Origin of the sequence: Pseudomonas xantholysinigenes (assembly GCF_014268885.2) — a bacterium.
In the GTDB taxonomy this organism is placed as follows: domain Bacteria; phylum Pseudomonadota; class Gammaproteobacteria; order Pseudomonadales; family Pseudomonadaceae; genus Aquipseudomonas; species Aquipseudomonas xantholysinigenes.
In genome coordinates, this window is the sequence record NZ_CP077095.1 from 5,509,663 (window position 1) to 5,529,623 (window position 19,961).

At 64.7% G+C, this 19,961-nt stretch carries 20 protein-coding genes; 10 read left to right on the forward strand and 10 right to left on the reverse strand.

Annotated features, from left to right (window positions below; translation table 11 throughout):
- The first annotated feature begins 1 nt into the window (after nucleotide 1).
- From exbD to HU772_RS24470, 5 genes are all read left to right on the forward strand, one after another.
- Nucleotides 2-430 (forward strand): TonB system transport protein ExbD, encoded by a 429-nt coding sequence (gene exbD, locus HU772_RS24450; protein ID WP_186653025.1) that lies wholly within the window; start codon nucleotides 2-4, stop codon nucleotides 428-430.
- Entirely contained in the window at nucleotides 427-1,161 is a 735-nt protein-coding gene (locus tag HU772_RS24455) for an energy transducer TonB (RefSeq protein WP_186653022.1), read from the forward strand. The genes exbD and HU772_RS24455 overlap by 4 nt, the downstream gene beginning before the upstream one ends.
- 94 nt (nucleotides 1,162-1,255) lie before the next feature.
- Complete coding sequence (locus HU772_RS24460) at nucleotides 1,256-2,182, forward strand: hydrogen peroxide-inducible genes activator (protein WP_186653019.1); 927 nt, start codon at nucleotides 1,256-1,258, stop codon at nucleotides 2,180-2,182.
- A gap of 4 nt (nucleotides 2,183-2,186) precedes the next feature.
- Nucleotides 2,187-4,265: an ATP-dependent DNA helicase RecG gene (gene recG / locus HU772_RS24465; RefSeq protein WP_186653017.1), complete on the forward strand. Its 2,079-nt coding sequence runs from the start codon at nucleotides 2,187-2,189 to the stop codon at nucleotides 4,263-4,265.
- A gap of 78 nt (nucleotides 4,266-4,343) precedes the next feature.
- Entirely contained in the window at nucleotides 4,344-5,747 is a 1,404-nt protein-coding gene (locus tag HU772_RS24470; protein WP_186653014.1) for an aminoacyl-tRNA deacylase and HDOD domain-containing protein, read from the forward strand.
- A gap of 61 nt (nucleotides 5,748-5,808) precedes the next feature.
- Here the strand turns inward: HU772_RS24470 and HU772_RS24475 are convergent, their stop codons facing one another.
- The 4 genes from HU772_RS24475 to HU772_RS24490 form a co-directional block, all read right to left on the reverse strand.
- Nucleotides 5,809-6,183: a helicase gene (locus HU772_RS24475; protein WP_186653011.1), complete on the reverse strand. Its 375-nt coding sequence runs from the start codon at nucleotides 6,181-6,183 to the stop codon at nucleotides 5,809-5,811.
- A 135-nt stretch (nucleotides 6,184-6,318) separates the two neighbouring features.
- Nucleotides 6,319-6,615 carry an HU family DNA-binding protein gene (locus HU772_RS24480; protein WP_050707543.1) on the reverse strand — a complete coding sequence of 99 codons (297 nt, stop codon included), beginning with the start codon at nucleotides 6,613-6,615 and terminating at the stop codon, nucleotides 6,319-6,321.
- A gap of 188 nt (nucleotides 6,616-6,803) precedes the next feature.
- A complete protein-coding gene (locus tag HU772_RS24485; RefSeq protein ID WP_186653008.1) occupies nucleotides 6,804-7,952 on the reverse strand; it encodes an NAD(P)/FAD-dependent oxidoreductase in 1,149 nt (382 codons plus the stop codon).
- A 35-nt stretch (nucleotides 7,953-7,987) separates the two neighbouring features.
- A complete protein-coding gene (locus HU772_RS24490; protein WP_028689962.1) occupies nucleotides 7,988-8,155 on the reverse strand; it encodes a rubredoxin in 168 nt (55 codons plus the stop codon).
- Between the two features lie 215 nt (nucleotides 8,156-8,370).
- On the opposite strand from HU772_RS24490, the gene HU772_RS24495 reads away from it, so the two are divergent.
- Together HU772_RS24495 and ubiA are read left to right on the forward strand one after the other, a co-directional pair.
- A complete protein-coding gene (locus tag HU772_RS24495; RefSeq protein WP_186652994.1) occupies nucleotides 8,371-8,928 on the forward strand; it encodes a chorismate--pyruvate lyase family protein in 558 nt (185 codons plus the stop codon).
- A complete protein-coding gene (ubiA, locus tag HU772_RS24500; protein WP_186652992.1) occupies nucleotides 8,928-9,818 on the forward strand; it encodes a 4-hydroxybenzoate octaprenyltransferase in 891 nt (296 codons plus the stop codon). The genes HU772_RS24495 and ubiA overlap by 1 nt, the downstream gene beginning before the upstream one ends.
- Nucleotides 9,819-9,937: 119 nt before the next feature.
- Here the strand turns inward: ubiA and HU772_RS24505 are convergent, their stop codons facing one another.
- Nucleotides 9,938-10,309, reverse strand: a complete 372-nt coding sequence (locus tag HU772_RS24505) for a COG4315 family predicted lipoprotein (protein WP_102684594.1) — start codon at nucleotides 10,307-10,309, stop codon at nucleotides 9,938-9,940.
- A gap of 174 nt (nucleotides 10,310-10,483) precedes the next feature.
- Between HU772_RS24505 and phoB the strand changes: the two genes are divergently transcribed.
- The 3 genes from phoB (at nucleotide 10,484) to HU772_RS24520 (ending at nucleotide 14,077) form a co-directional block, all read left to right on the forward strand.
- On the forward strand, nucleotides 10,484-11,173 hold the full coding sequence (gene phoB / locus HU772_RS24510) for a phosphate regulon transcriptional regulator PhoB (RefSeq protein ID WP_003253341.1): 690 nt from the start codon (nucleotides 10,484-10,486) through the stop codon (nucleotides 11,171-11,173).
- 128 nt (nucleotides 11,174-11,301) lie between these two features.
- Complete coding sequence (phoR, locus tag HU772_RS24515) at nucleotides 11,302-12,609, forward strand: phosphate regulon sensor histidine kinase PhoR (protein WP_186652990.1); 1,308 nt, start codon at nucleotides 11,302-11,304, stop codon at nucleotides 12,607-12,609.
- A 127-nt stretch (nucleotides 12,610-12,736) separates the two neighbouring features.
- Nucleotides 12,737-14,077 carry a hemolysin family protein gene (locus tag HU772_RS24520; protein ID WP_186652988.1) on the forward strand — a complete coding sequence of 447 codons (1,341 nt, stop codon included), beginning with the start codon at nucleotides 12,737-12,739 and terminating at the stop codon, nucleotides 14,075-14,077.
- 106 nt (nucleotides 14,078-14,183) lie between these two features.
- Here HU772_RS24520 and HU772_RS24525 read toward each other — a convergent pair whose 3' ends face one another.
- The 5 genes from HU772_RS24525 to pstA all read right to left on the reverse strand — a co-directional run bounded on the left by HU772_RS24525 (nucleotide 14,184) and on the right by pstA (nucleotide 19,954).
- Nucleotides 14,184-15,083 carry a peptidoglycan DD-metalloendopeptidase family protein gene (locus tag HU772_RS24525; protein ID WP_186652986.1) on the reverse strand — a complete coding sequence of 300 codons (900 nt, stop codon included), beginning with the start codon at nucleotides 15,081-15,083 and terminating at the stop codon, nucleotides 14,184-14,186.
- A 290-nt stretch (nucleotides 15,084-15,373) separates the two neighbouring features.
- Complete coding sequence (locus tag HU772_RS24530) at nucleotides 15,374-16,282, reverse strand: response regulator (RefSeq protein ID WP_186652984.1); 909 nt, start codon at nucleotides 16,280-16,282, stop codon at nucleotides 15,374-15,376.
- A 163-nt stretch (nucleotides 16,283-16,445) separates the two neighbouring features.
- Entirely contained in the window at nucleotides 16,446-17,216 is a 771-nt protein-coding gene (phoU, locus tag HU772_RS24535) for a phosphate signaling complex protein PhoU (protein ID WP_023630537.1), read from the reverse strand.
- Nucleotides 17,217-17,345: 129 nt separating this feature from the next.
- A complete protein-coding gene (pstB, locus tag HU772_RS24540; RefSeq protein WP_186652982.1) occupies nucleotides 17,346-18,179 on the reverse strand; it encodes a phosphate ABC transporter ATP-binding protein PstB in 834 nt (277 codons plus the stop codon).
- Nucleotides 18,180-18,283: 104 nt separating this feature from the next.
- Nucleotides 18,284-19,954: a phosphate ABC transporter permease PstA gene (pstA, locus tag HU772_RS24545; RefSeq protein ID WP_186652981.1), complete on the reverse strand. Its 1,671-nt coding sequence runs from the start codon at nucleotides 19,952-19,954 to the stop codon at nucleotides 18,284-18,286.
- Nucleotides 19,955-19,961: the final 7 nt, after the last annotated feature.

The window sequence follows — 19,961 nt, forward strand, 5'->3', positions numbered from 1 at the left end:
CATGGGCCTGCATCTCAACGAAGGTGGCGACGACCTCGCCGAAAACCACGAAATCAACGTCACGCCGTTCATCGACGTGATGCTGGTGCTGCTGATCATCTTCATGGTCGCCGCCCCCCTGGCCACGGTCGACATCAAGGTCGACCTGCCCGCCTCGACCGCCAAGCCGGCGCCGAGGCCCGAGAAGCCGGTGTTCGTCAGCGTCAAGGCCGACAAGAAGCTCTATGTCGGCGATGACCAGGTGGCCCAGCCCGACCAGCTTGGCACGATGCTCGATGCCAAGACCAAGGGCGATAAGGAAACCACCATTTTCTTCCAGGCTGACAAGGGCGTCGACTACGGCGACCTGATGGAAGTGATGAACACCATGCGCGCCGCCGGCTACTTGAAGGTCGGCCTGGTCGGACTCGAGACGGCAGCCAAGAAATGACGAAAACGCGCTCGAACATGGCGCGCTACGGTGGCAGCCTGGCCCTCGTGCTGGGTGTGCACGTGGTCGCCGTGCTGCTGACGCTCAACTGGTCGGTGCCCCAGGCCCTCGAACTGCCGCCGGCAGCGATGATGGTCGAACTGGCGCCACTGCCCGAGCCCGCACCGCCGCCACCACCAAAGGCCGCGCCGAAACCACCGACGCCGGTCGAGGAGCCGCCGCTGCCGAAACTGGCCGAGGCGCCCAAGCCGAAGATCGCCATCCCCAAGCCGCCCAAGCCCAAGGCCAAGCCCCAGCCGCCCAAGCCCGAGAAAAAGCTTGAACCGCCGAAGGACGAGCCCCCGGCCAAGGACGAGGTGGCCGACACGCCGCCCAGCAACTCGCCACCGCAGAAGTCGGCGGCGCCGCAGCCGAGCATCGCGTCCAACAGCAATGCCCTGCCGAGCTGGCAGAGCGACCTGCTGCGCCACCTGGCCAAGTACAAGAAGTACCCCGAGGACGCTCGCCGTCGCGGGCTGCAGGGCATCAACCGCCTGCGCTTCGTGGTCGACGCCGAGGGCAAGGTGGTTTCGTACTCGCTGGCCGGTGGTTCCGGTAGCGCGGCGCTGGACCGAGCGACCCTGGAGATGATCCGCCGCGCCGGCACGGTGCCCAAGCCACCAGCAGAGCTGCTGAACAATGGCACGATCGAAGTCGTCGCGCCGTTCGTCTACTCGCTGGACCGACGCTGACGTTTTTGTTTCTGTCACAAAACGGCAAGTCTGATAACGTGCGTCTATCGATTGCAGCCGCTATGCTGGGGCCGCAACTTCATGGACGCACGTTATGACCCTCACCGAACTCCGCTACATCGTCACCCTCGCGCAAGAGCAGCACTTCGGCCACGCCGCCGAGCGTTGCCACGTCAGCCAGCCGACCCTGTCGGTGGGCGTGAAGAAACTCGAGGATGAACTCGGCGTGCTGATCTTCGAACGCAGCAAGAGCGCCGTGCGCCTGACCCCGGTCGGCGAGACCATCGTCGCCCAGGCGCAGAAAGTCCTCGAGCAGGCCCAAGGCATTCGCGAGCTGGCCCAGGCAGGCAAGAACCAGCTCACCGCGCCACTCAAGGTCGGCGCCATCTATACCGTCGGCCCCTATCTGTTCCCGCACCTGATCCCCCAGCTGCACCGGGTCGCGCCGCAGATGCCGCTGTATATCGAAGAAAACTTCACCCACGTGCTGCGCGAGAAACTGCGCAATGGCGAGCTGGACGCAGTGATCATCGCCCTGCCGTTCAACGAAGCCGATGTGCTGACCCTGCCGCTGTACGACGAGCCCTTCTGTGCGCTGATGCCGGCCGACCACCCGTGGACCGCCAAGGACACCATCGACACCGCCATGCTCAACGACAAGAGCCTGCTGCTGCTGGGCGAAGGCCATTGCTTCCGCGACCAGGTGCTGGAGGCTTGCCCGACCCTGAACAAGGGTGGCGAAGGCGCCAAGCACACCACGGTCGAATCCAGCTCGCTGGAAACCATCCGCCACATGGTCGCCTCGGGCCTGGGCGTGTCGATCCTGCCGCTGTCGGCGGTGCACAGCCACCATTACGCGCCGGGAGTGATCGAAGTGCGCCCACTGACCGCGCCCGCGCCGTTCCGTACCGTCGCCATCGCCTGGCGCGCCAGCTTCCCGCGGCCGAAGGCCATCGAGATCCTCGCCGACTCGATCCGCCTCTGCTCGGTAGCCAAGCCACCCGTGGAACAACCGGCCTGAGCCCATGACCGAGCTGTCGAACGTCCCGGTCACCGCGCTCAAGGGCGTAGGTGAGGCCATGGCGGAGAAACTCGCCAAGGTCGGCCTGGAGAACCTGCAGGACCTGCTGTTCCACCTGCCGCTGCGCTACCAGGACCGCACCCGCGTGGTGCCCATCGGCCAGCTGCGCCCGGGCCAGGACGCGGTGATCGAGGGTGTGGTCAGCGGTGCCGATGTGACCATGGGCAAGCGCCGCAGCCTGGTGGTACGCCTGGGCGATGGCAGCGGCTCGCTGAGCCTGCGCTTCTACCATTTCAGCAACGCGCAGAAGGAAGGCCTCAAACGGGGTACCCACCTGCGTTGCTATGGTGAAGCCCGCCCCGGCGCCTCGGGCCTTGAGATCTACCACCCGGAATACCGCGCCCTCAACGGCGACGAAGCCCCTCCACCGGTGGAGCAGACCCTGACGCCGATCTACCCGACCACCGAGGGCCTGACCCAGCAGCGCCTGCGCCTGCTGTGCCAGCAAAGCCTCGGCCAACTGGGGCCGCGCAGCCTGCCCGACTGGCTGCCCGATGAGCTGGCCCGCGACTACCAGTTGGCGCCGCTGAGCGACGCCATCCGCTACCTGCACAACCCGCCGGCCGATGCCGACCTCGACGAACTCGCCGAAGGTCATCACTGGGCCCAGCACCGCCTGGCCTTCGAAGAACTGCTGACCCACCAGTTGTCGCAACAGCGTCTGCGCGAAAGCCAGCGTGCCCTGCGCGCGCCGGTACTGCCCAAGGCCACGCGCCTGCCGGCACAGTACCTGGCCAACCTCGGCTTCAGCCCGACCGGCGCCCAGCAGCGGGTCGGCAACGAAATTGCCTACGATCTCAGCCAGCCCGAGCCGATGATGCGTCTGGTGCAAGGCGACGTCGGCGCCGGCAAGACCGTGGTCGCCGCGCTGGCCGCCCTGCAGGCCCTGGAAGCCGGCTACCAGGTGGCACTGATGGCGCCCACCGAGATTCTCGCCGAACAGCACTTCATCACCTTCAAGCGCTGGCTCGAGCCCTTGGGTATCGAAGTCGCCTGGCTGGCCGGCAAACTCAAGGGCAAGGCCCGCGCCAGCGCCCTGGAACAGATCGCCAGCGGCGCGCCGATGGTGGTCGGCACCCACGCGTTGTTCCAGGACGAAGTGCAGTTCAAGCACCTGGCCCTGGCGATCATCGACGAACAGCACCGCTTTGGTGTGCAGCAGCGCCTGGCCCTGCGCAAGAAGGGTGTGATGGGCCAACTGTGCCCGCACCAATTGATCATGACCGCCACGCCGATCCCACGCACCCTGGCCATGAGCGCCTATGCCGACCTCGACACCTCGATCCTCGACGAGCTGCCGCCTGGCCGCACCCCGGTGAACACCGTGCTGGTTGCCGACAGCCGCCGCTTCGAAGTGGTCGAGCGCGTCCGCGCCGCCTGTGCCGAAGGGCGTCAGGCATACTGGGTGTGCACCCTGATCGAAGAGTCCGAGGAACTGACCTGCCAGGCCGCCGAAAGCACCTACGAGGAGCTGGGCAGCGCCCTGGGCGAGCTGCGCGTGGGCTTGATCCATGGGCGCATGAAGCCCGCGGAAAAAGCCGCGGTAATGGCCGAGTTCAAGGCCGGTGCCCTGCAACTGCTGGTAGCCACCACGGTGATCGAAGTCGGCGTGGACGTGCCCAACGCCAGCTTGATGATCATCGAAAACCCCGAGCGCCTGGGCCTGGCCCAGTTGCACCAGCTGCGTGGCCGGGTTGGCCGGGGCAGCGCGGTGAGCCACTGCGTGCTGCTCTACCATCCGCCGCTGTCGCAGATTGGCCGCGAGCGCCTGGGAATCATGCGGGAAACCAACGACGGTTTCGTCATCGCCGAGAAGGACCTGGAGCTGCGCGGCCCCGGCGAGATGCTCGGGACCCGCCAGACCGGCCTGCTACAGTTCAAGGTCGCCGACCTCATGCGCGACGCCGACCTGCTGCCGGCCGTGCGCGATGCCGCCCAGGCCCTGCTGGCGCGCTGGCCGGCGCATGTCAGCCCGCTGCTCGACCGCTGGCTGCGCCACGGCCAGCAATATGGCCAGGTGTGACGCCCGTCCCATAATGGATCCAGCTTGCCGGTCAGGCTGGTTATACTTCGCGTTTAAAAGAATCAATGGATACAGACCATGACTGAAGTTGCCCTGGATACCGCAACCCCACACGCACCGTCTGTCATCCGGCTGTTGCTCGACAAACTTGGCGTGACCTACCGCGAGGTGCCCGAGCACCCGGGGTTGCCAGCCGCCTCGCGGGTCCAGGCCGTGCTGCTCGACGACGAGATCGGCGCGCTGATGGTGCTGTTCCCGCACAGCCAACTGCTGGACCTCAAGCGCCTCGAGGAACTCACCGGCCGCAAGCTGACCGCCGTGCCGCTAGCGCGTCTGAAGCAGATGCTCGACAAGCATCACCTCAAGACCCTGCCCGCCATCCCGGCGCTGACCAGCTCGCCGTGCCAGTACGAGAAAAGCCTGCTCGACAACGAGACCCTGCTGATCCAGTCCGGTGAAGCCGGCCTGCTCCTGGAAATCGGCCGCACCGCCTTCAAGAAGATGCTGGCCAAGGCCAGCGCCAGCACGTTCGGCCAGCCGATCAGCGATATTCGCCTCAGTTTCGAACAACTGGACGGCCCACCCAAGGAAGTCATCCGCGCCGTCCAGGCCTTCACTGCCCGGCGCATCCAGCAGCGCCTGGAACAGACCATTGAGATCCCGCCGCTGGCCGACACCGCGCAGAAGATCATCAAGCTGCGCGTCGACCCCAACGCCAGCATCGACGACATCACCGGCGTGGTCGAGACCGACCCGGCCCTGGCCGCGCAGGTGGTCAGCTGGGCCGCCTCGCCCTACTATGCCTCGCCCGGCAAGATCCGCTCGGTGGAAGACGCCATCGTCCGCGTGCTGGGCTTTGACCTGGTGATCAACCTGGCCCTGGGCCTGGCCCTGGGCAAAACGCTCAGTCTGCCCAAGGACCACCCGCAGCAAGCCACCCCGTACTGGCAGCAATCGATCTACACCGCCGCTGTGATCGAGGGCCTGACCCGCGCCATGCCGCGTGCCGAGCGCCCGGAAGCCGGCCTGACCTACCTGGCCGGGCTACTGCACAATTTCGGCTACCTGTTGCTGGCGCATGTCTTCCCGCCGCACTTCTCGCTGATCTGCCGGCACCTGGAGGTCAACCCACACCTGTGCCACAGCTATGTGGAGCAACATCTGCTGGGTATCAGCCGCGAGCAGATCGGTGCCTGGCTGATGAAGTTGTGGGACATGCCGGACGAGCTGTCCACGGCCCTGCGTTTCCAGCACGACCCGGCGTACGACGGTGAGTATTCGGCCTTCCCCAACCTGGTGTGCCTGGCGATCCGCCTGCTGCGCTCGCGGGGCATCGGCTCGGGGCCACAGGACGAGATTCCCGACGCCCTGCTCGAACGCCTGGGGCTGACCCGGGACAAGGCCGATGAAGTGGTGAACAAGGTGCTGGAGGCCGAGGCGCTGCTGCGCGAGCTGGCGTCGCAGTTCCACACGTCACATTGATGCAGCCCTCCTGTGGGAGCGGTTTACCCACTCCCACAGGCGCTTTGTTCTGTGTTGTATATCAGCCCTTCTTCTTCGGCTTGAGGTACTTCATCAAGCCCTGGAACCAGATCACCAACGCCGGATTGCCCTTGATCTGGATGTTCTTCTCCTGAATCCCCTGCATGAACGCCAGCTGCTTGTTGCCCGCCTGCAGCGTGGCGAAGCCGTAGGCGGCGTCCTTGAAGGCGATGGCGAAGGCCGGCTGTGGATGCAGGCCGCCGTGGCTGCTGATGCGCAGGTCCTTGACGATGAAGTGCCGGGCCACCTTGCCGTCCAGGGTCTGCATCTGGAACACCAGGTCCTTGTCCTGCAGCTGCTGCTGGAACGCCGGGTTGTTGCGGCTGGCCTTGGCCATCAGCCAACCCATGGCCCAGAGAAGAAAACGAAACTTCATCAACACGCCTCGAATGAAAAGTGACTGAGTCGGGCAGTTTATCCGTTTCTTGGTCTATTTATGCAAGTTCGCTGCATTTCCCCCCAGAAACGCAACGGGCGCCACCAGGGCGCCCGTTTGAACCGTTGAGGGGAATCACTTTTTCTTGGCGGGCTTGGCCGGTGCGTTGACGCTGTCGCGCAGGTTCTTGCCAGGTTTGAAGGCAACGGTGTTGCTGGCCTTGATCTTCACTGGCTGGCCGGTTTGCGGGTTCTTGCCGGTGCGAGCGCCACGGTGGCGTTTTTCGAAGGTGCCGAAACCAACCAGGGTGACGGTGTCCTTGTCGAGCGCGCCGGTGATGCTATCGAGAATCGCGTTGAGGACCTGGTTGGCCTTTTCCTTGGTCAGATCGGCCTTTTCGGCGATGACGGCGGCGAGTTCTGGTTTACGCATAGTGAAGCCTCTTTGACGGGATTTCTTGTTGTTATGCCGTGCTGCCGAAAGGAGCAGCGTTCAAGGCACCGCAGGCTCTAGCCTGGGGTAGACGTCAGTGAGGATGGCACGCCGGCCAGGGCCGCGCCAGTATCTGGGCGGCCATTGTCGCGGCAAGAACAGGATAATTCCGACAGAACGCCCGCTATTTACGCCATCAGGGCCGGCAACTGTCGATTCAGCGCCAGTTTTTCCATGACCGCGCCGCCGGTCAGGGCGTAGCCCAGCAACTGCCCATCCGCGCCGTGGCAGAGCACTTTCAGGTCGGCGCCCACGCCCTCCACCATCCAGGTGCCGTCGTGACCGGCAGGTGGCGGCGACACCACCAGCGGGCAGGCCGGGGTTTTCACCGTGACCGGCATCGGCCCGTAGCTGACCGTGGTCGGGTTGCCGGCCAGGGTCTGGGCCAGGGCGCGGGCGCAGGTCATCAATGGCATCACGTACAGCAGGTTGATGCCGTCGACCTCAGCACAGTCGCCCAGGGCGAAGATATTGGCGTGGGAAGTGCGCAGTTGGCGGTCGACCACCACCCCACGGTTGACCTGCAAGCCCGCCGCAGCAGCCAGGTCGGTGCGTGGGCGCAGGCCGATGGCCGAGACCACCAGGTCGCAGCCAACTACGCTGCCATCGGACAACTGCGCCTCGAGCGCCGCGCCGGCCCGCTGCAGGCGGGTCAGCACCGGGCCGAGGTGGAAGCGCACGCCCAGCCCTTCCAGGCCAGCCTGCACCGCAGCGGCAGCGGCGGGATGCAGCAAGGTCGGCATGACTTGCTCGCAAGGAGCCACCACCTCGCACTGCAGGCCACCCAGGGTCAGATCATTGGCGAACTCACAGCCGATCAGGCCGGCACCAAGGATCAGCACCCGCTGCTTGCCGGTGGCCGCTGCGCGGAAACGGGCGTAGTCCTCGAGGTCGTTGATCGGGAAGACCAGCTCGCTCGCATCGCCTTCGATCGGCACCTGCACGGTCTGTGCGCCCCAAGCCAGCACCAGGTCGCGGTACTCGACCGCTTCCTCACCAATCCACAGGCGTTTGTGGCCCGGATCGATGCCGCTGATGCGGGTATGGGTGCGGATCTCGGCCTTGAGCTGCTCGGCCATGGCTCCCGGCTCGGCCATGCACAGGCCATCGGCGTCCTTCTGCTTGGCAAAACCGGTGGACAGCATGGGCTTGGAATACGAGCGACCATCGTCGGCGGTGATCAACAGCAGCGGCGTATCGCCATCGAGCTTGCGAAATTCCCGCGCCAGGTTGTAACCGGCCAGGCCGGTGCCAATGATCACCACAGGGGACGTCATGTCGTGCATTCCTTCTTCAGAACTTGGGGGTGCGATCAGCCGATGGCGATCATTTCGAAGTCGCTCTTGCCCACGCCGCAGTCAGGGCACAGCCAGTCTTCCGGTACGTCTTCCCAGCGGGTGCCAGGGGCGATGCCGTCGTCCGGCCAGCCTTGGGCCTCGTCGTAGATCAGGCCGCAGACAATACATTGCCACTTTTTCATCGCTTCTTTTCCTCGGTACAGGCTCAGGCTTTGTGTTGTCGCTGATAGCCCTTTCGCGGGCAAGCCCGCTCCCACAGGGGGCGCGAGCCATACTCGTGAAGGGGCCACCGCGCAATTCGTGGGGGCTTTTTTACTGGCCCTGCTGGCAGGATGCAAGCAGCAAGGGCAAACATGCTAAGCTCGCCGCCTCTCTGGCCTGTCTCAAGCATACCCACGTGCCGTACGAAACCCCGCAAGCAGCCGCTGTCGCGTGGCTGCCGTATCCACAGCTGGCGAACACCCTCGACCAGCCGACTCTCGACTGGCTGTTCGACGAAGGCTCCCTCACCCGCCGCCTGACCCGCCTCTCTCACGACCATTTCAGCGTCACGCCCCTGTTCGAAGGCTGGCAAGGGCTGCGTGCCGATGAATGCGCCGCTCTCGGACTGGCGCCGGGCGCGCAAGGCTGGGTGCGCGAGGTCTACCTGCGTGGCCATGGCCAGCCGTGGGTATTCGCCCGCAGCGTGGCCAGCCGCGCGGCGCTGGAGCGCGGCGGGCTGGACCTGGAAACCCTGGGCAGCCGTTCGCTGGGCGAGCTGCTGTTCTGTGACCAGGCATTCGTCCGCCACCCTATCGAGGTGTGCCGTTATCCACAGGCCTGGCTGCCCGCCGAGGCCGCCCATTCCGGGCTTTGGGGGCGGCGCTCGCGCTTTGAGCGTGATGGCCTCGACCTGCTGGTGGCCGAGGTGTTCCTGCCCACCTTGTGGCACGCGGCCAAGGAGGAGAACCGCTGATGTACCTGAACCTGCTCAAGTCGCTCAATCGCCTGCACCCCCGGGCCTGGGACTTCATCCAGCTCAGCCGCATGGACCGGCCCATCGGCATCTACCTGCTGCTGTGGCCGACGCTGGTGGCGGTGTGGATCGCCGGCAACGGCGCACCCAGCGTGAAAAACGTGCTGATCTTCGCCCTCGGCGTGGTACTGATGCGCGCCGCCGGTTGTTGCATCAACGACTTCGCCGACCGCAAGGTCGATGGCCACGTCAAGCGCACCGCCGACCGGCCCCTGGCCAGTGGCCGGGTCAGGCCGCGCGAAGCCCTGGCCTTGTGCGCGGCGTTGGTGGGGGTGAGCTTCCTGCTGGTGCTGTGCACCAACGCCACGACCGTGTGGCTGTCGTTCGGCGCCGTGGCCCTGGCATTCTGCTACCCGTTCATGAAGCGCTATACCTACTACCCGCAGGTGGTACTGGGCGCCGCGTACTCCTGGGGCATCCCCATGGCCTTCACCGCCGCAGGCGGCGAGCTGCCGGCCAGCGCCTGGCTGCTGTACATCGCCAACCTGCTGTGGACGGTGGGCTACGACACCTACTACGCCATGGTCGATCGCGACGACGACCTGAAGATCGGCGTGAAGTCCACGGCGATCCTGTTCGGCGAGGCCGACCGGGTCATCATCCTGACCTTGCAATTGCTGTCGCTGGGCTGCCTGCTGCTGGCCGGCAATCGCTTCGAGCTGGGCGGCTGGTTCCACCTGGGGCTGCTGGCGGCGCTGGCGTGCTTTGCCTGGGAGTTCTGGTCGACGCGCACGCTGGACCGCGACGCCTGCTTCAAGGCGTTCCTGCACAACCATTGGGCGGGGATGCTGATCTTTATCGGCGTGGTGCTGGATTACGCGTTGCGCTGAAGCTCATCGGCCTTGAGGCTGGCATGGCCTCTGTGGGAGCGGGCTTGCCCGCGAATGCGCTGGTGCTGCCACTACCGCCTTCGCGGGTGAACCCGCTCCCACAGGCTTGGTGCCTACGGCTAAGGCTTGGCCACGTGCCAGACGTCCTTCATGCCATCGCCGGTGGTCTCCCCGGCCTTCTTGTCCTTGACGAAGGTGTACAGCGGCTTGCCGTCGTAGGCCCATTGCATCGAACCATCGTCGCGGGTGACATGGGTCCATTTGTCCTTCGGTGCCTCGTCGTCCTTCTTGACCATCAGCGGTGGCCAGTTCTTGGCGCACTCGCCGTTGCACATGGACTTGCCACCGGCGTCCTTGTCGAAGGTGTACAGGGTCATGCCGTCGTGATCGACCCACATGCCATCTTTTTCCATGGCGTGATGAGCCGACGCCACCCCCGGCACTGCCAGCGCAGCGCAAAGGGCCATCCAGCTCAGCGTATGTCGTGTCATTGGAATCACCATTGTTTCGGGAGTGGAAGAGTTCGCAGTGCCGCCGCGGCGGCCCTTTGTAGCCTAGTCCAGACACGCAATGTCGCCAGAGTCGCCCATGACCTGTCACACAGCTGCAATAATTCCGTTATCTAATGCGGGCCAAGACATCGTTCCTGGGAGAGGTAATTGAGCATGGTTGGCAGAAACATTCTGATCGTCGACGACGAAGCGCCTATCCGCGAGATGATCGCCGTTGCATTGGAAATGGCTGGCTATGACTGCCTCGAGGCCGAGAACTCGCAACAGGCCCACGCCATCATCGTCGACCGCAAGCCGGACCTGATCCTGCTCGACTGGATGCTGCCGGGCACCTCGGGCATCGAGCTGGCCCGGCGCCTCAAGCGCGACGAGCTGACCGGCGACATCCCGATCATCATGCTCACCGCCAAGGGCGAAGAGGACAACAAGATCCAGGGCCTGGAAGTCGGTGCCGACGACTACATCACCAAGCCGTTCTCGCCCCGCGAACTGGTCGCGCGCCTGAAGGCCGTGCTGCGCCGCACCGGCCCGAGCGACAGCGAAGCACCGATCGAAGTCGGCGGCCTGCTGCTCGACCCGATCAGCCACCGCGTGACCATCGACGGCAAGCCTGCCGAAATGGGCCCCACCGAATATCGCCTGCTGCAGTTCTTCATGACCCACCAGGAGCGTGCCTACACCCGTGGGCAACTGCTCGACCAGGTCTGGGGCGGCAACGTCTACGTCGAGGAACGCACCGTCGACGTGCACATCCGGCGCCTGCGCAAGGCGCTGGGTGAAGCCTACGAAAATCTGGTACAAACCGTCCGCGGCACCGGCTATCGCTTCTCGACCAAGAGCTAGCCCCAAGCTGCAAGCTGCAAGTAAAAGCTCGTAGCGTCAGGCTCGCCAAAGGACTATCAGCACCACCGATCCGCTTCTACTTGCAGCTTGAAGCTTGCAACTTGCAGCTGGACCCGAAGGATCCGTAATTGAACCAGAACTGGCACGCGACCCTGATTCGCCACCTGCTGCTGCTGATCACCGCCTGCCTGATCGGTGGGCTGGTCAGCGGCTACTACGGCTGGTGCCTGGCCATCGGCCTGGCGCTCTACCTGGCCTGGACGCTGAAGCAACTGCTGCGCCTACATGACTGGCTGCGCAATCACCAGCCCGATGAAGCCCCGCCCGATGGCTACGGCCTGTGGGGCGAAGTGTTCGACAGCATCTACCACCTGCAGCGCCGCGACCAGCGTGTGCGCGGCCGCCTGCAGGCGGTGATCGACCGGGTCCAGGAGTCCACCGCAGCGCTGCGCGACGCGGTGATCATGCTCGACAGCGACGGCAACCTGGAATGGTGGAACCGCGCCGCCGAGACCCTGCTGGGCTTCAAGACGCCGCAGGACGGCGGCCAGCCGGTGACCAACCTGGTGCGCCACCCTCGGTTCAAGGAGTACTTCGAGTCGGAGAACTACGCCGAGCCGCTGGAGATCCCCTCGCCGATCAACGACCGCCTGCGCGTGCAACTGCACCTGACCCGCTACGGCAACAACGAGCACCTGATGCTGGTGCGCGATGTCACCCGCATCCACCAGCTCGAGCAGATGCGCAAGGACTTCGTCGCCAACGTTTCCCACGAGCTGCGCACACCGCTGACGGTGATCACCGGCTACTTGGAAACCCTGCTGGACAACGTCGAGGACGTGAACCCGCGTTGGGGCCGCGCCCTGCAACAGATGAGCGCGCAAGGTTCACGCATGCAGACCCTGCTCAACGACCTGTTGCTGCTGGCCAAGCTCGAGGCCACCGACTACCCGTCGGACAACCAGCCGGTGCTGGTCGACACCTTGCTCGGCGCCATCAAGAACGACGCCCAGGCCCTGTCCGGCCCGCGCAACCAGCGCATCACCCTGGAGGCCGCGCCCGGCATACGCCTGAAGGGCAGCGAATCGGAGCTGCGCAGCGCGTTTTCCAACCTGGTGTTCAACGCGGTCAAATACACCCAGGACGAGGGCAACATTCGCATCCGCTGGTGGGCCGACGAACAGGGCGCGCACTTGAGCGTGCAGGACTCGGGGGTGGGCATCGATGCCAAGCACCTGCCGCGTCTCACCGAACGCTTCTACCGGGTCGACTCCAGCCGCGCCTCCAACACCGGCGGTACCGGGCTCGGCCTGGCAATCGTCAAGCACGTGCTGATGCGCCATCGCGGGCGCCTGGAGATCAGCAGCGTGCCGGGGCATGGCAGCACCTTCACCTGTCATTTTGCCCCGGCACAATTGGCGGCGAACAAGGGCTGAAACCCAGGGGCTGCTGTGCAGCCCTTTGCTTTTACGGCCTCAGCCGCTACATTGGATCCCCTGTGCCAGCCATCGCTGGCACTTTTTTTCTCCCATTCTCAAAGACGGACCCCGTAAAAACCCCATCATGGACCCTTCCCCTGGTATCAGCCTCACCTCGTTGTTCGCCGATTTCGGCATGATTCTCTTTGCCTTGTTCCTGGTGCTGCTCAACGGCTTCTTCGTTGCCGCCGAGTTCGCCATGGTCAAGCTGCGCGCCACCCGCGTCGAGTCCATCGCCGAGCTGCATGGCTGGCGCGGCAGCATCCTGCGCAAGGTGCACAACCAGCTCGACGCCTATCTCTCGGCCTGCCAGCTGGGCATCACCCTCGCCTCGCTGGGCCTGGGCTGGGTTGGCGAGCCAGCGTTCGCCCACCTGCTCGAGCCGCTGCTGGCCTATTTCGGCGTCGACACCCCCGAGCTGATCAAGGCCATCTCGTTCTTCGTCGCCTTCTTCGTGATTTCCTACTTGCACATCGTGGTCGGCGAGCTGGCGCCCAAGTCCTGGGCGATCCGCAAACCCGAGCTGCTGTCGCTGTGGACCGCCGTGCCGCTGTACCTGTTCTACTGGGCGATGTACCCGGCGATCTACCTGCTCAACGCCAGCGCCAACACCATCCTGCGCATCGCCGGGCAAGGTGAACCGGGCCCGCACCATGAGCACCACTACAGCCGCGAGGAGCTCAAGCTGATCCTGCACTCCAGTCGCGGCCAAGATCCGAGCGACCAGGGCATGCGCGTGCTGGCCTCGGCGGTGGAAATGGGCGAGCTGGAAGTGGTCGACTGGGCCAACTCGCGCGAGGACATGGTCAGCATCGATGCCCGCGCGCCGCTCAAGGAAATCCTCGCGCTGCTGCGCCGGCACAAGTTCAGCCGCTACCCGGTGTACGACGCCGAGCGCGAGGAATTCACCGGCCTGCTGCACATCAAGGACTTGCTGCTGGAGCTGGCCGAGCTGGATCACTTGCCCGAGACCATCGACCTCGAAGACCTGGCCCGCCCGCTGGAGCGTGTTTCCCGGCACATGCCGCTGTCCCAGCTGCTGGAGCAGTTCCGCAAGGGTGGCGCGCACTTCGTGCTGGTCGAGGAAGCCGACGGCAAGGTCATCGGCTACCTGACCATGGAAGACGTGCTGGAAGTCCTGGTCGGCGACATCCAGGACGAACACCGCAAGACCGAGCGCGGCATCCTCGCCTACCAGCCCGGCAAGCTGCTGGTGCGGGGCGATACGCCGCTGTTCAAGGTCGAGCGCCTGCTGGGCATCGACCTCGACCACATCGAGGCGGAGACCCTCGCCGGGTTGATCTACGAGACCCTCAAGCGGGTGCCCGAGGAAGAGGAAGTGCTGGAGGTCGAAGGCCTGCGCATCATCATCAAGAAGATGAAAGGGCCGAAGATCGTGCTGGCCAAGGTGCTCAAGCTCGATTGATATCCCTGGGGCTGCTTTGCAGCCGTTCGCGGCACAAGGCCGCTCCTACAGTAGATCGCATTCCCCTGTAGGAGCGGCCTTGTGCCGCGAACGGGCCGCAAAAGCCTCAAGGGTTGCCGGCAGTGAAATCCGGCAACCCACCAATCGGCCGGTCGAACTGATACGGGATCGACTCCAGCGCCAGCCCCACATTGCGCTGCACCACGAAATGCAGGTGCGGCCCGCTGCTGTTGCCGGTATTGCCCGACTTGGCCAGCGCCTGCCCCTGGACCACCCGTTGCCCCTCGCCCACCACCACCGACCCGCGCATCAGGTGCAGGTACACACCCATGGTGCCGTCAGGGTGCAGGATCCTCACGAAATTACCCGACGGGTTGGTGCCACGCCCGCTCTGGTTGTTCTCGATCTTCACCACCACCCCGCCGCGGGCGGCAATGATCGGTGTGCCCTCGGGCATGGCGATGTCCATGGCATAGCGGCCCTTTGGCCCGAAGTGGCTGAAACGGCCATTGGGCCCCTGGCTCAGGCGAAACGGCCCGCCCTTCCACGGAAACGGGTAGCGGTAGCCCTGCGGGCGCTGGCCCGGATCGCCCATGGCATAACGGAACTTGGTGTCGTACTTCAGCCGGGCCCCCTGGCGGGTCTGCACCACACTGAGCACCTGGGTCGAACGCGCGGGCACCAGGCGTCGTACGATACGTGGCGCATTGCCGCCCTGGGCGTTGGCCAGGCGCTCGATCCGCAGTTCCACCTCCATCGCCACGAACAGCTCGTTACGCGCGACAAAGCGCACGCCGCCGGCAAATGCTTCAGTTTGCAGGCGAACCTGGCCGTCTAGGCGCTCGACCATCGGCTCGCGAAACACGAAGGCCTTGGCGCCGGGGCTGGGGCGGTCGGAATAGGAAACCACGCCAAAATTGTCGGTGGTCTTGTAGATGGTCATGCCCAGGCTCGACGCCGAGGCCGTGAGCAAGGCACAGAACAGCAGCAGGCGGGCGGGCGGCATGATGGTGGCTTTTTGACAGTTGTGTTCTGTCGAAGCCTAGCAGCCCGAATAAAGACAAGTTGTGACAGTTGGTCGGAAGTTTCAGAGGATCAAGCAGAGAGCATTGATCCCTGTGGGAGCGGGCTTGTCGGACCACCGCACCGCCGCGAAGCAAGCGACGCGGTGTCTGGCACCGGCTACGCAGGTGTTCGCGGCTGAAGCCGCTCCCACAGCGACCGCGCTAGCTTTAGCAGTTGAGCAAGACAGTTGCTCCCACAGGGTTCACGCCCACCTACCCAATCCAGGGGCCATCAGGCCCCGGGCGTGAAGTGCTTCTGCGCGGTGCCGCGGGCGATCAGCCGCGACAGGTAGTCGAGCTTCTGCGCATCCTGGTCGACGAACTTGAAGGTCAGTTGCAACCAGTCGCTCTCGGGCTTGGGCTCCAATGCCGCAATGGCGTGCAGGTAGCCGTTCAGCCGCGCAGTCTCGGCGTTCTCGCCCTGCTCCAGGTCAAGCACCGCGCCTTCGAGCACCTGCGGCAGGTTAGCGCTGCGACGCACCACCAGCAGCGCCTCTTTGAGGCTCAGGGCCTTGATCACGCACGGCTGGGTGCCGCTGGCCAGGCGCAACTGGCCTTGGCCACGGCCGCTCGGCGCCGAGGCGGCGGCGGCCCTGGGCGTCGGTGCGTTGATCAGCGGCTTGGTCGCAGGCGCGGCGGCCACGGCTGGGGCTGCAACCTTGGCGGCGTCCGGACGGCCGCCGGTCAGGGCACTCAGCGAGTCGTTGGCGAACGCCGAGTTGACCCGGGCCGGAGCGCTGGCCACCAGGCTGTCGAGCTTGCCGATCTTGGTCAGGGATTTCTTTACCTTGGTCAGCAGCTGCTCGTTGGTGAACGGCTTGCCGACAAAGTCGGAGACGCCGGCCTGAATGGCCTGGATCACGTTCTCCTTGTCACCACGGCTAGTCACCATGATGAACTGCATGGTCTTCATCTCTTCCTGCTGGCGGCACCAGGTCAGCAGTTCGAGGCCGGACATTTCCGGCATCTCCCAGTCGCACAGGACCAGGTCGAAACGTTCCTTGCTCAGCATGGCCATGGCTTTGCGGCCGTTGACCGCATCCTCGATCACCATGCCCGGGAAGGCATTGCGCAGGCACTTCCTCACCAGGTCGCGGATGAACGGGGCGTCATCCACAACCAGTACATTGACTTTACTCATCGATACTCCTCTTGAATCCCGGCTAGCATACCGCCGACTGATGGCCATTTGCCAAACCACTGGTCACGCCGGGACTTCTCACACGGTTCGCGGGTGCCTGCTGGTGCTCGACCGCAAACGAAAACGCCCGGCGGTTGCCGGGCGTTCATGCTCGGGAGCAATCCTATTTATCGTCCGGTTCAGCCGGAACATTAGCGATTTCACCCTCATCGAATGCCTCGCCCTGCACCTCGGCTTTCATGCGCTTGAGGCCCATGTGGCGCACATCGGTGCCGCGCACCAGGTAGATCACCAGCTCCGAGATGTTGCGTGCGTGGTCGCCGATGCGCTCCAGCGAACGCAGGGCCCAGATCACGCTGAGCACGCGGGAGATCGAGCGTGGATCTTCCATCATGTAGGTGACCAGCTCGCGCAGCGCGGTCTTGTACTCACGGTCGATGGTCTTGTCGTACTGCGCCACCGACAATGCCAGGTCGGCGTCGAAGCGGGCGAAGGCGTCCAGCGCGTCGCGGACCATGTTGCGCACCTGGTCGCCGATGTGGCGCACCTCGACATAGCCGCGCGGCGACTCGCCTTCCTCGCACAGTTGGATGGCGCGGCGGGCGATCTTGGTGGACTCGTCGCCGATCCGCTCAAGGTCGATCACCGACTTGGAGATGCTGATGATCAGCCGCAGGTCGGAGGCCGCCGGCTGGCGACGGGCGAGGATGCGCACGCACTCCTCGTCGATGTTGCGCTCCATCTGGTTGATCTGTTCGTCGACCTCGCGCACCTGCTGGGCCAGGCCCGAGTCGGCCTCGATCAGCGCGGTGACGGCGTCGTTCACCTGTTTCTCGACCAGCCCGCCCATGGCCAGCAGGTGGCTGCGCACCTCCTCGAGTTCGGCGTTGAACTGCTGGGAGATGTGGTGGGTAAGGCTTTCTTTGTTGATCATCGTTCGCTCCGCGAAGTTGCAAGCTTCAAGCCGCAAGCTTCAAGTAGTTCGTGTCGTTCTCCGGCTCCGCGCTAACCGCTCTTTCTTGAGGCTTGTAGCTTGAAGCTTGCAGCTGCGCCAAAGGCGCCGTTAACCGTAGCGACCGGTGATGTAGTCTTCGGTCTGCTTCTTCGCCGGGTTAGTGAACAGGGTATCGGTATCACCGAACTCGATCAGTTTGCCCATGTACATGAACGCGGTGTAGTCCGAAACCCGGGCCGCCTGCTGCATGTTGTGGGTCACGATAACGATGGTGTACTTGGATTTCAGTTCGTAGATCAGCTCTTCGACCTTCAGCGTCGAGATCGGGTCCAGCGCCGAGCATGGCTCGTCGAGCAGCAGTACTTCCGGCTCCACGGCGATGGTGCGGGCGATCACCAGACGCTGCTGCTGGCCACCGGACAGGCCCAGGGCCGAGTCGTGCAGGCGGTCCTTCACCTCATCCCACAGCGCCGCGCCCTTGAGCGCCCACTCGACAGCTTCGTCGAGCACGCGCTTCTTGTTGATGCCCTGGATGCGCAGGCCATAGACCACGTTCTCGTAGATGGTCTTGGGGAATGGGTTGGGCTTCTGGAACACCATGCCCACACGGCGGCGCAGCTCGGCCACGTCCTCGCCCTTGCGGTAGATGTTGTTGCCATACAGGTTGATGGCGCCCTCGACACGGCAGCCGTCAACCAGGTCGTTCATGCGGTTGAAGGTGCGCAGCAGGGTCGACTTACCGCAGCCGGACGGGCCGATGAAGGCCGTCACGCGCTGCTTGGGGATGTTCATGCTGACATCGAACAGCGCTTGCTTGTCGCCGTAGAACAGGGACAGCCCGGGTACTTCGATGGCCACGGTCTCTTCGGCCAGGCGCAGGCTCTGCTTGTCGCGGCCCAGGGCCGACATGTCGATACCGTGGGTATGAGCTTCGTGTTGCATGTTCTTACTCCTTTTGTAGCTGCAAGCTATCAGCTGCAAGCTGCAAGTTTGAGCAAAGCGGCGAGCAGCTTGGCGCTTGCCGCTTGTGGCTTAAGGCTTGGAAATCAGTGGTCGAGGGCCTTGTACTTCTCGCGCAGGTGGTTACGGATCCACACCGCCGAGAGGTTGAGGATGGCGATCACCAGCACCAGCAGCAGTGCGGTGGCGTACACCAGCGGCCGCGCGGCCTCGACGTTGGGGCTCTGGAAGCCGACGTCGTAGATGTGGAAGCCCAGGTGCATGATCTTCTGGTCCAGGTGCAGGTACGGGTAGTTGCCATCCAGCGGCAACGACGGCGCCAGCTTCACCACGCCCACCAGCATCAACGGGGCCACTTCGCCGGCGGCACGGGCCACGGCGAGGATCATGCCGGTCATCATGGCCGGGCTGGCCATCGGCAGGACAATCTTCCACAGGGTCTCGGCCTTGGTCGCGCCCAGGGCCAGCGAGCCCTCGCGCACGGTGCGCGGAATCCGCGCCAGACCTTCCTCGGTGGCCACGATCACCACCGGTACCGCCAGCAGCGCCAGGGTCAGCGAGGCCCACAACAGGCCCGGGGTGCCCAGGGTCGGCGCCGGCAACGATTCGGGGAAGAACAGCCGGTCGATCGAGCCACCCAGCACATAGACGAAGAAGCCAAGGCCGAACACGCCGTAGACGATCGCCGGAACGCCCGCCAGGTTGTTCACCGCGATGCGGATCAGCCGGGTCACCGGGCCCTGCTTGGCATATTCGCGCAGGTACACCGCGGCCAGCACACCGAACGGGGTGACGATCACGGCCATGATCAGGGTCATCATCACGGTGCCGAAGATGGCCGGGAAGATACCGCCTTCGGTGTTGGCCTCACGCGGGTCGTCGCTGAGGAACTCCCACACCTTGCTGAAGTAGGCGCCCATCTTGGTCAGGCCGGACATGGCGTTCGGCTGGATGGCGTGGACCACCTTGCTCAGGTTGATCTCCACTTCGCGGCCGTTGCCGTCGCGGGCCACCAAGCTGTCGCGAGCGAAGGCCTGGTGCAGGCCGGTCAGGCGCTCTTCGATCGCCTTGTAGCGGTTGTTCAGCTCGGCGCGCTCGGCGTCCATGTCGGCCTGGGCGGCGGCATCCAGCTTGCCGTTCAGCTCCAGCTTGCGACCATGCAGACGCAGGCGCTCGAGGCCATGGTTGATGGCACCGATGTCCTTCTTCTCCAGCTGCACCAACTGGTCGTTGAGCTGGCTGGCCCGCTTGAGGCGCGCCTGCAACTCGTTCCAGGCCTCAGGGCCCTGGGCGACCACGCGACCTTCTTCCTTGACGCTGACCAGGTAGCCGTAGAAGTTGCCCCATTCGCGGCGCTCCAGGGCGATCAGGTCCGCCGGCTTTTGCTGGTCCACCAGCCAGTCGCCGACCAGCCAGGTGAAGTCGCTGCCGTTGAGGTCGCGGTTGCCGATCTTGACCAGTTCGCGGGTCATGAACTCCGGGCCCTGCTCAGGAACCGGCAGGCCGGCCCCTTTGAGGCGCTCGCGGGGGACCTCTTCCTTCTGCACCACTTCACCGATGATCACATGGTCGGCCTGGCCCGGCACCTTGTAGGTGGCCTGGATCAGGTCGGCCGGCCAGAAGTGGCCCAGGCCGCGCACAGCGATCACGGCCAGCAGGCCGACGGTCATGATCACCGCCATGGCGACCGCGCCACCACTGATCCAGACGCCTGGGGCGCCGCTCTTGAACCAGCCTTTGAGGGAATCCTTTTTCACGGATCTC

Excerpts from the sequence above, each read along its gene's own strand:
- phoU (WP_023630537.1), bottom strand. The coding sequence starts at position 17,216 with ATGATCAACAAAGAAAGCCTTACCCACCACATCTCCCAGCAGTTCAAC.
- ubiA (WP_186652992.1), top strand. The coding sequence starts at position 8,928 with ATGTACCTGAACCTGCTCAAGTCGCTCAATCGCCTGCACCCCCGGGCC.
- HU772_RS24505 (WP_102684594.1), bottom strand. The coding sequence starts at position 10,309 with ATGACACGACATACGCTGAGCTGGATGGCCCTTTGCGCTGCGCTGGCA.
- HU772_RS24470 (WP_186653014.1), top strand. The coding sequence starts at position 4,344 with ATGACTGAAGTTGCCCTGGATACCGCAACCCCACACGCACCGTCTGTC.
- HU772_RS24485 (WP_186653008.1), bottom strand. The coding sequence starts at position 7,952 with ATGACGTCCCCTGTGGTGATCATTGGCACCGGCCTGGCCGGTTACAAC.
- HU772_RS24480 (WP_050707543.1), bottom strand. The coding sequence starts at position 6,615 with ATGCGTAAACCAGAACTCGCCGCCGTCATCGCCGAAAAGGCCGATCTG.
- phoB (WP_003253341.1), top strand. The coding sequence starts at position 10,484 with ATGGTTGGCAGAAACATTCTGATCGTCGACGACGAAGCGCCTATCCGC.
- HU772_RS24530 (WP_186652984.1), bottom strand. The coding sequence starts at position 16,282 with ATGAGTAAAGTCAATGTACTGGTTGTGGATGACGCCCCGTTCATCCGC.
- HU772_RS24490 (WP_028689962.1), bottom strand. The coding sequence starts at position 8,155 with ATGAAAAAGTGGCAATGTATTGTCTGCGGCCTGATCTACGACGAGGCC.
- HU772_RS24455 (WP_186653022.1), top strand. The coding sequence starts at position 427 with ATGACGAAAACGCGCTCGAACATGGCGCGCTACGGTGGCAGCCTGGCC.
- recG (WP_186653017.1), top strand. The coding sequence starts at position 2,187 with ATGACCGAGCTGTCGAACGTCCCGGTCACCGCGCTCAAGGGCGTAGGT.
- HU772_RS24475 (WP_186653011.1), bottom strand. The coding sequence starts at position 6,183 with ATGAAGTTTCGTTTTCTTCTCTGGGCCATGGGTTGGCTGATGGCCAAG.
- HU772_RS24525 (WP_186652986.1), bottom strand. The coding sequence starts at position 15,083 with ATGCCGCCCGCCCGCCTGCTGCTGTTCTGTGCCTTGCTCACGGCCTCG.
- pstB (WP_186652982.1), bottom strand. The coding sequence starts at position 18,179 with ATGCAACACGAAGCTCATACCCACGGTATCGACATGTCGGCCCTGGGC.
- HU772_RS24520 (WP_186652988.1), top strand. The coding sequence starts at position 12,737 with ATGGACCCTTCCCCTGGTATCAGCCTCACCTCGTTGTTCGCCGATTTC.
- HU772_RS24460 (WP_186653019.1), top strand. The coding sequence starts at position 1,256 with ATGACCCTCACCGAACTCCGCTACATCGTCACCCTCGCGCAAGAGCAG.
- exbD (WP_186653025.1), top strand. The coding sequence starts at position 2 with ATGGGCCTGCATCTCAACGAAGGTGGCGACGACCTCGCCGAAAACCAC.